Below are 7,381 nucleotides of genomic sequence, written 5' to 3'. Positions count from 1 at the left end.
AGTTTGACTCCGCACACAACCCCAAAGAGGGACTGTATTATCCCAACCCCCATTTCACCGAGAATGCACAAGATTGGCGTTATTATGCCGTGATTGACGGGGTAAAATCCTTTACCATCCCCCAATTAAGCGAACACGAGGGCAGAACCGAGTCACTGTATAAAGGCGAACTGAAAGACAAAATGGACAGCAACGCCCCGTTTCTTGCCCAACTGACCGTCACCGATAGAGAAGACAGCCCCTTTGTCGAACTGCTTTTCACTCAAGCGGAACAACCTTGGATGGGCGCTTGGGATTGCAATCCGACCATTATTATCCGTTCGCAACAGTCTTTTGAGACGCTGGCCTATCATCTGCGCAAATTTATTCACCTTTATCGGGAAGAAAACGAAAAATGGTATTTCTTCCGTTTTTACGACCCGATAATCCTGGTTGCCTATCTGCGATACATTGCCTGTTCCCCGGCAAAACTGGCGTCCTTTTTCGGCGTTCGGGAGGGCGAAACGATGATAGATTCCTTCGGCGCGCGTATCGGCAACCGCTTTCATATTTTCAGTCTAAAGGATTTACCGCCCGACAGCCAACCAAGTGCGGTCGGTTTTGACGATGAATTTCAAGCGTTTATAGAAGACTACGACAAACGACAATTACTGGAACAATTACAGAAAGACATATTCCGGCAGAGTTTTTCAATTTAAATTTATCAGTTTCACATCAAAATATCGAACAACATTTCGAGCGGGCATTACGGCTAGGGTTTGAACATGATGACGCTGTTATTCATCTTGTGAAAGCACAAATTTATCTAAATAATGACCGCACTTTTGAACAACTCATACAACAGGCAAATAATGAGATTGGAGAGAACTTTCCTATCGTTGTTGCACACACCGTTTATGAACAAGCAAAACAAATTTTTATCAAGGAGCCGAAATAAATGACAGCCAATCGTCCTGTACTTTCAGATAGTAAAATCGGTAAACCGCTCGCCTGCCAAGCTGAAATTCGTCCGATTTATCCTGCGCGATTTAGTTTAACTAAAGCCGCCCTTGATAAGATTGCCGAAACCGGCGAGGCGCCGCCTATGCCCACAGGCATTAACGATCCGAATTATGAATTACGTCGTTTGCGCCAGGGCTATTTTTACATTTACTCGCAAAAACATGTTGGAAAAACGACGGATTTGAAAGGGCAATGGATTATTTTTAAATATACGGTGAGTGATGATGACAGTAATGCACCGGAATTGCGAGGGGAAAAAGGGAACTTGCCTTATCAATTTACACAGTACGAATGGACGGAAGGCAATCCAAGGAAAGAATGGGTGCCTGCCAAAGGCGTAAATTCTTATTATCACGCTTTTGTAAATCCACAAACGGCAATTATTGAATTTGCTTATAGTGAATTCCGTTGGCCTGCCGAGCTGTTTGAAAAGCTTGAGGTTGATCCCGATACCCGTGCAAAAATCATGCAAAAGTTAGCGTTAAAACAACTGGAATCTGATTTTTCATTTGTTTTAACTGATCAATCATTACAAACGCGAGTGCCAGACTTTAACCCTAAATCATCCGATACTAATCAGAATGCACAATATCGGGCAACGACTGTCGGCTATAACGCTAAACAAAACTTAATGCTCCCGACAAAACCTTGCGAAAATGGCGAACCTATTGTCGTTGCCGTATTCGATCCTATCGGTAATATTTATGACATTGCTGCCTGCAGTGTTGTTGCCGTTGCAAACGATGCCGCTGAACGTGCGAAAGAACTTTATCCGATTACCACCGCAAGAGCGGTCAAATCCCTTGAAAAACTGTTAAGAGCAAAATCTTATTCCGGATTTCCGGTTGGAGAGGCGAATAAAAGCGATCGTCTATTCAGTGGTCTCGGTCGTGTTTTTTCAAAAGAAACCAACGATGGTACGGTCGATAATAAAACGTGGCAACAAATGGAGCAATATCTTCAATATCGTCCGACAAAGTATGAAGACATGATGGTCAATCTCGCCAAAGCACACCGAGCCATGGCGGAACAAGCGAATAATCACACTATCATTGCCCAAATGGCTGTAATAAACGGTCTCATGTTGGATTATCAAAAACAGCCGGCTAAACTCCATCCCGTGGCGAACTATATGATGGAGCTTATCATCGCTGCACAAAGCGGAATCAGTACCCGCCCTAAAGGCATAAGTGAACAAGCTGAAATGTTGAGACTTGCCAATACAAAACCCAATGACCAAACAGGCTTACCGGATAAGCTGGAAAAATCACCGAAAAGTTATGGCGACTACCTCGGCAATCTTCTATCTATCGGCGATAAAAGCAATAGCATTGTCAAAGACGGTACGGTACTTGTTGAATTTAACCGCATTAGGTTTGATGCACTACTGGGTGAAGTGTCTGCCGGTCAATTACATTTATGGCAACGCACAGCAACCAATTCATTGATGTATCACAGCTATTTAAAGGTGTTAGGTTTTCGTTTAACACGGCTACAACCGACCGGTGTAAAAGATGCCTTAAAATCGCTAAAAAGCCAAATGGAAGCCATCGCAGCCGGGCGGGTAACTAACATTGATTTACCAAGAACAATGCTACAATGGCGTGATGAACGCATACTCTCGGTGTGGATGAATATTGACGCACAAGATCAATCCAATGCCAGTAAATGGATAAATGAGAAAACACGTTATGCGGGGATTTTTCTTGCCTCAATCACCGCCATCGCAAACTTTCAAAAATGGACGGAATTACAGGATGAAAAGGGCGTAAACGCCTTGGCTGTTGCGCAAGTTACCGCAGATTTATCCGCCATCGTGGCAGCCTTTGAACGCAAAGAAAATGACATTGCCAAACAAGCAACCGAAAAACTCTTTCAAAAATTAAATAAAGCCGCCATGCGCTATGGTTTACCTTTTCCCGGTGCAACGGCACAACCCGGCACACGTATTTGGAATAAGGTCATCTCATTTGATAATGTCGGACGTATCGCCAGCGTGATGGCGATTATTATTGCCTATAATGACTTCAAACAAGGCAGTGGCAGTGGCGACAAAGCCAAACGGGATGCTGCGGCGCTTTTAGCCGTAGGTGAAATTTGTACCTTGCTCTCAACCTTCAGTTTTGTTTCCGGCGTATTCCCGGCATTGGGGATTGTGGGCGCTGCCTTGGTGATTCTGAGTGTGGTGGTGTCCACTTTTGGCGATAATCCTTATGAGGCTTGGGTGAGAACCGGATTTTGGGGGAATTCGGAGAGTTATTGGAATGGCAATAAACGTCCTGAATTAGTAGAAGAATTATTGCTTTCAGAAGCGTTAGCGTTACCAAATGATCACAACAAATTTATTGAAATGAAAAAACGATTTGATAAAGAAATGGAAGCCTACTATAACCTCGCTTGGGGTTTAACGGTTTCTGCCAAAAACAACCAATGGCAGGTTTTAGAAGTCAGTTGTCCTGCATTTGCAGAGGAAAAAGGCTATGCCGCCCGTCTGGAGATTGACGTTACTCAATATGAATACCCGCATCCAGGCAGTGTGGTTGATGCCATGACATCACTACAAGGCAGAGAAACACATGTCAACCCGAAACGAACAGAAAATAACGGCAATGCCTATATTTATCTTTCGGAGGAAAACCTCTTTAGAGGTTATAAATCTATTAACCTGATTAATACGGAAAAATATCCGACTCATAACACGGATATTTTTGTCATTAAAGTAAAATACCCAAAACTCGGTGAAAAAACCGATACTTTTTGGCAAAAACGGAACGCCGATTATTTTGAGGGCGAAATTATCTTAGAGGGCAAATACTAATGAACACCCCCAACTATACCCCTGATATGGTTTCACGCAATGTCAAACCCCTTGGCAACGGGGTGATTGAAATCACTCGTTATAATGTCAGTTATTTTAAAGCGATTTTAGTCTGGCCTTGGTTTATTATTGTAACAGTAATGACATTGTATGATGTGATAAATCAAATAGGTATGTTTATAGACATAAAATGGGCGATTTCTGTAGATTGGGCTTTAGAACGAACTTGGACTGACTTAGTAGCTGTTCGTCAAGGATTTGGAGAGATTATGCCACCTGGAGCATATGAAGATTTTAAAATGAGAATGTTGAATAAACACCCTGACGCAATATGCTACGGCTGGTTCTACATACTCTTCCCGATTTTCTGGTTTGTATTACTTTGCTTACCAAATGGTCGCCCCGTGCGTATTGATGCCAAACGCCGTCTTATTTACTTTTGGTGGTGGGGAAAGTTTTACATTAAACAATACCCTGAAAATTTCACGCACAATGAACAGCGTTTAATCTACTTTTTACAAACGGATTTTCATTCCTCTTGGCTAAACCGCGAGGGCATGAGCTGCTTAATCATGACGATTCCTTTTGAAAATCCCGAACGCAATAAAAAAGTCTCCCCGGCTCTCGGCGCTTATCGCCCTGTGTGTGAATATCAAAGCTACTACTTACGCGACTTTATCGTGGATTATTTAACAAGCCCGAATCCTGATAAAGAGTTCGCTCACTACTTCAAAAAGGAAAAACGTATTTGGCAGGATTACTTCGGTTGGTTCTATCGTTTCCACCTCATTCCAAACTTTGGCTACAACGAAAAGAAAACCGAAGCCAAAATTCAAGCGTGGCTGGAGAAACATGGCGTTCAGTAGTAAAAATTTCACCGCACGTTAAAAATAAAACGACATTATGTCGTAAATGCAAAATTTTAATGTAGGGACGCCATACTGGCGTCCGTAAAAAATTCAATGATTTTAGGTTATATGGCGAACATTTTGAGGGCGAAATTATCTTAGAGGGTAAATATTAATGAACACACCAAACTATACCCCCGATATGGTTTCACGCAATGTCAAACCGCTTGGCAACGGGGTGATTGAAATCACCCGTTATAATGTCAGTTATTTTAAAGCGATTTTAGTCTGGCCTTGGTTCATTATTGTGAGCGTAATAACCTTAAATGACATTATTTCGCAAACAGGAATGTATAACGATATTCAATGGGCGATATCTGTGGATTGGGCTTTGGAAAATACTTGGAGATTAGTACGTGGTGGCATGCAAGTATCGGGAATCCCGATAACTCCAGAAACATATCTAGAATTTAAAATGAGAATGTTGAATAAACACCCTGACGCAATATACTACGGCTGGTTCTATATCCTTTTCCCGATTTTTTGGTTTGTATTACTTTGCCTGCCAAATGGTCGCCCAGTGCGTATTGATGCCAAGCGCCGTCTTATTTACTTTTGGTGGTGGGGAAAGTTTTACATTAAACAATACCCCGAAAGTTTAAAACACAATGAACAGCGTTTAATCTACTTTTTACAAACGGATTTTCATTCTTCTTGGCTAAACCGCGAGGGCATGAGCTGCCTAATTATGGATATTCCTTTTGAAAATCCCGAATGCAACAAAAAAGCCTCCCCGGCACTCGGCGCTTACCGCCCGGTATGTGAATATCAAAGTTATTATTTGCGCGACTTTATCGTAGATTATTTAAAAAGCCCGAATCCGGATAAAGAATTCGCTCACTACTTCAAAAAAGAAAAACGCATTTGGCAGGATTATTTTGGTTGGTTCTATCGTTTTCACCTCATTCCAAATTTTGGCTACAACGAAAAGAAAACGGAAGCCCGCATTCAGGCATGGTTGGATAAAAACGTGTAAAAAAACGACCGCACTTTAGAGATAAAAGCCCAAAGTGCGGTCGGTTTTGAAAGTGAAATAGCCTAGCCATAATATTTGGCTGGTGTGATTATTTTGTTTTCTTCGGTAATTTATCTTGTTCTTCCTGTGATAATTCCTGATAGTTAAATACCGGTAGCCCCCATGCAAAACGAATAGCTAAAACCCGTAATGTAAAGCTTGTGATTAAGGTGATTAATACTGCGACAGTGTGTTCTATTTGGAGTGTGCTGAGCAAGTAGTAGGTAAGGGTAGCGAAAAGGGAAACACTGGCATAAAGTTCTTTTTGGAAAACGAGGGGAATTCGGTTGCAGAGTAAATCCCGTAATACGCCGCCAAATGCGCCTGTAATGCAGCCTGCTATACAGACAATTGTGATGCCGTGCCCCATATCCATGGCGATTTGTGCGCCGATGATGGAAAATACGACCAATCCCATGGCATCCAATACTAAGAAAATAGTACGAAAGTAGCGCATAAAATGGTTAATAAAAGGGGCGACATAAACCGTAATGACCGCCGCACTTGCGACAATTAAAAAATATTCGGGATGTTTGACCCAGCCCAACGGATAATGACCTAATAACACATCGCGAACGGAACCGCCTCCGATAGCGGTTACGGAGGCGATAATAATCACCCCGAAAATATCCATTTTTTCTCTGCCGGCCGCCAATGCCCCGGTCATACCTTCGGCGGTAATGCCGATAATATATAAAATACTGAGTAACATTTGAGTTCCTAAAGTGCGGTCAAAATTGCGTTCATTCTACTTTAAAATATCGTGAATTTTTAGCATAATGACGCATTATTTTTCTATATTTTTCAATTATGTCTGAACAATCCTCCAAATATTCCGTGCAACTATTTTCGACACTGACTCTTTGTTTGCTGTTGGCCGTTGAGTTTTTTATCTTTGGGTTAAAACCTCAAACACAGGCGGTTCCTCATTTGGGGTTAGCGGTGTTGGTGGCGCAATTATTTTCTTTACTGGTATTTTATAAAGGTGAAATTTGCCCCGGACAGCGAGGGCGGTTGGTTAAAGTGAATGTAGCCTTTGCATTCTACTGGATTGTATGGATGGCGGTGAGTCTTTTACCCGATTATCGTCATACCCTTATCAATATAATGAGCCTGTGCGGTTTATCCGTGGTGTATTTTATTTGGAAACAATCAAAAGTTGAAAAAGCCCGTAATAGTTTTTTATTGATGGCAATCTTGGTGGCGGGCTTAGGCGGATTGAGCTATTTTATGTTATTTAGTCGGCTGCCTTTGTCAGCTTTTGCCGAATATAATCCCATCGCTCAGATTTTATCCGGAGTGATATTAGTGAATTTAGCGTTAGTGATAGCGAAAAACCGTTTGCAAAATTTTATTGCTTTATTACCTCTGTTAATGATTGTTTTACTGGTTTTAAATGCTTTGGCAATATTTATTTTGTTAATCTTTATCGGTTTGCAAAGTACGTTCAATCCGGAAAGTATTTTTGCCTACGCCATTTATTTTATTTGTCATTTTGTGATTGCAGCGATTTTAGTGATTCATAGTTTGCAAAAATGGGCGTTAAGCCTGAACGCATTATTTATTTTGCTGTTTATCGGCATTTGTTTGCCATTATGGATGTTGTTTATATAAAAAACAAGGGGCTGACGTAGATTA

General features: G+C 41.6%; 7 protein-coding genes. 6 read left to right on the top strand and 1 reads right to left on the bottom strand.

Features of this window, described 5'->3' with window-relative positions:
- The 5 genes from BKL51_RS12180 to BKL51_RS10895 form a co-directional block, all read left to right on the top strand.
- Window positions 1-698: DUF4123 domain-containing protein (locus BKL51_RS12180; protein ID WP_369801917.1), on the top strand; the 698-nt coding region annotated here is incomplete at its 5' end.
- Window positions 699-787: 89 nt separating this feature from the next.
- Entirely contained in the window at window positions 788-937 is a 150-nt protein-coding gene (locus tag BKL51_RS12175; protein WP_233127128.1) for a hypothetical protein, read from the top strand.
- Window positions 938-3,820: a toxin VasX gene (locus BKL51_RS10905; protein WP_233127127.1), complete on the top strand. Its 2,883-nt coding sequence runs from the start codon at window positions 938-940 to the stop codon at window positions 3,818-3,820.
- Window positions 3,820-4,686 carry a hypothetical protein gene (locus tag BKL51_RS10900; RefSeq protein WP_077466692.1) on the top strand — a complete coding sequence of 289 codons (867 nt, stop codon included), beginning with the start codon at window positions 3,820-3,822 and terminating at the stop codon, window positions 4,684-4,686. The genes BKL51_RS10905 and BKL51_RS10900 overlap by 1 nt, the downstream gene beginning before the upstream one ends.
- 157 nt (window positions 4,687-4,843) lie before the next feature.
- Window positions 4,844-5,704 (top strand): hypothetical protein, encoded by an 861-nt coding sequence (locus tag BKL51_RS10895; protein ID WP_077466691.1) that lies wholly within the window; start codon window positions 4,844-4,846, stop codon window positions 5,702-5,704.
- 88 nt (window positions 5,705-5,792) lie between these two features.
- Here the strand turns inward: BKL51_RS10895 and BKL51_RS10890 are convergent, their stop codons facing one another.
- Complete coding sequence (locus BKL51_RS10890; protein ID WP_077466690.1) at window positions 5,793-6,455, bottom strand: trimeric intracellular cation channel family protein; 663 nt, start codon at window positions 6,453-6,455, stop codon at window positions 5,793-5,795.
- 98 nt (window positions 6,456-6,553) lie between these two features.
- Here BKL51_RS10890 and BKL51_RS10885 point away from each other — a divergent pair, with 98 nt between their 5' ends.
- Entirely contained in the window at window positions 6,554-7,357 is an 804-nt protein-coding gene (locus BKL51_RS10885) for a hypothetical protein (protein WP_077466689.1), read from the top strand.
- Window positions 7,358-7,381: the final 24 nt, after the last annotated feature.

The organism is Rodentibacter sp. Ppn85 (assembly GCF_001999335.1).
GTDB lineage: Bacteria > Pseudomonadota > Gammaproteobacteria > Enterobacterales > Pasteurellaceae > Rodentibacter.
The sequence above is the reverse complement of the archived record's forward strand: the minus strand, read 5'-3'. Positions and strand labels throughout refer to the sequence as shown.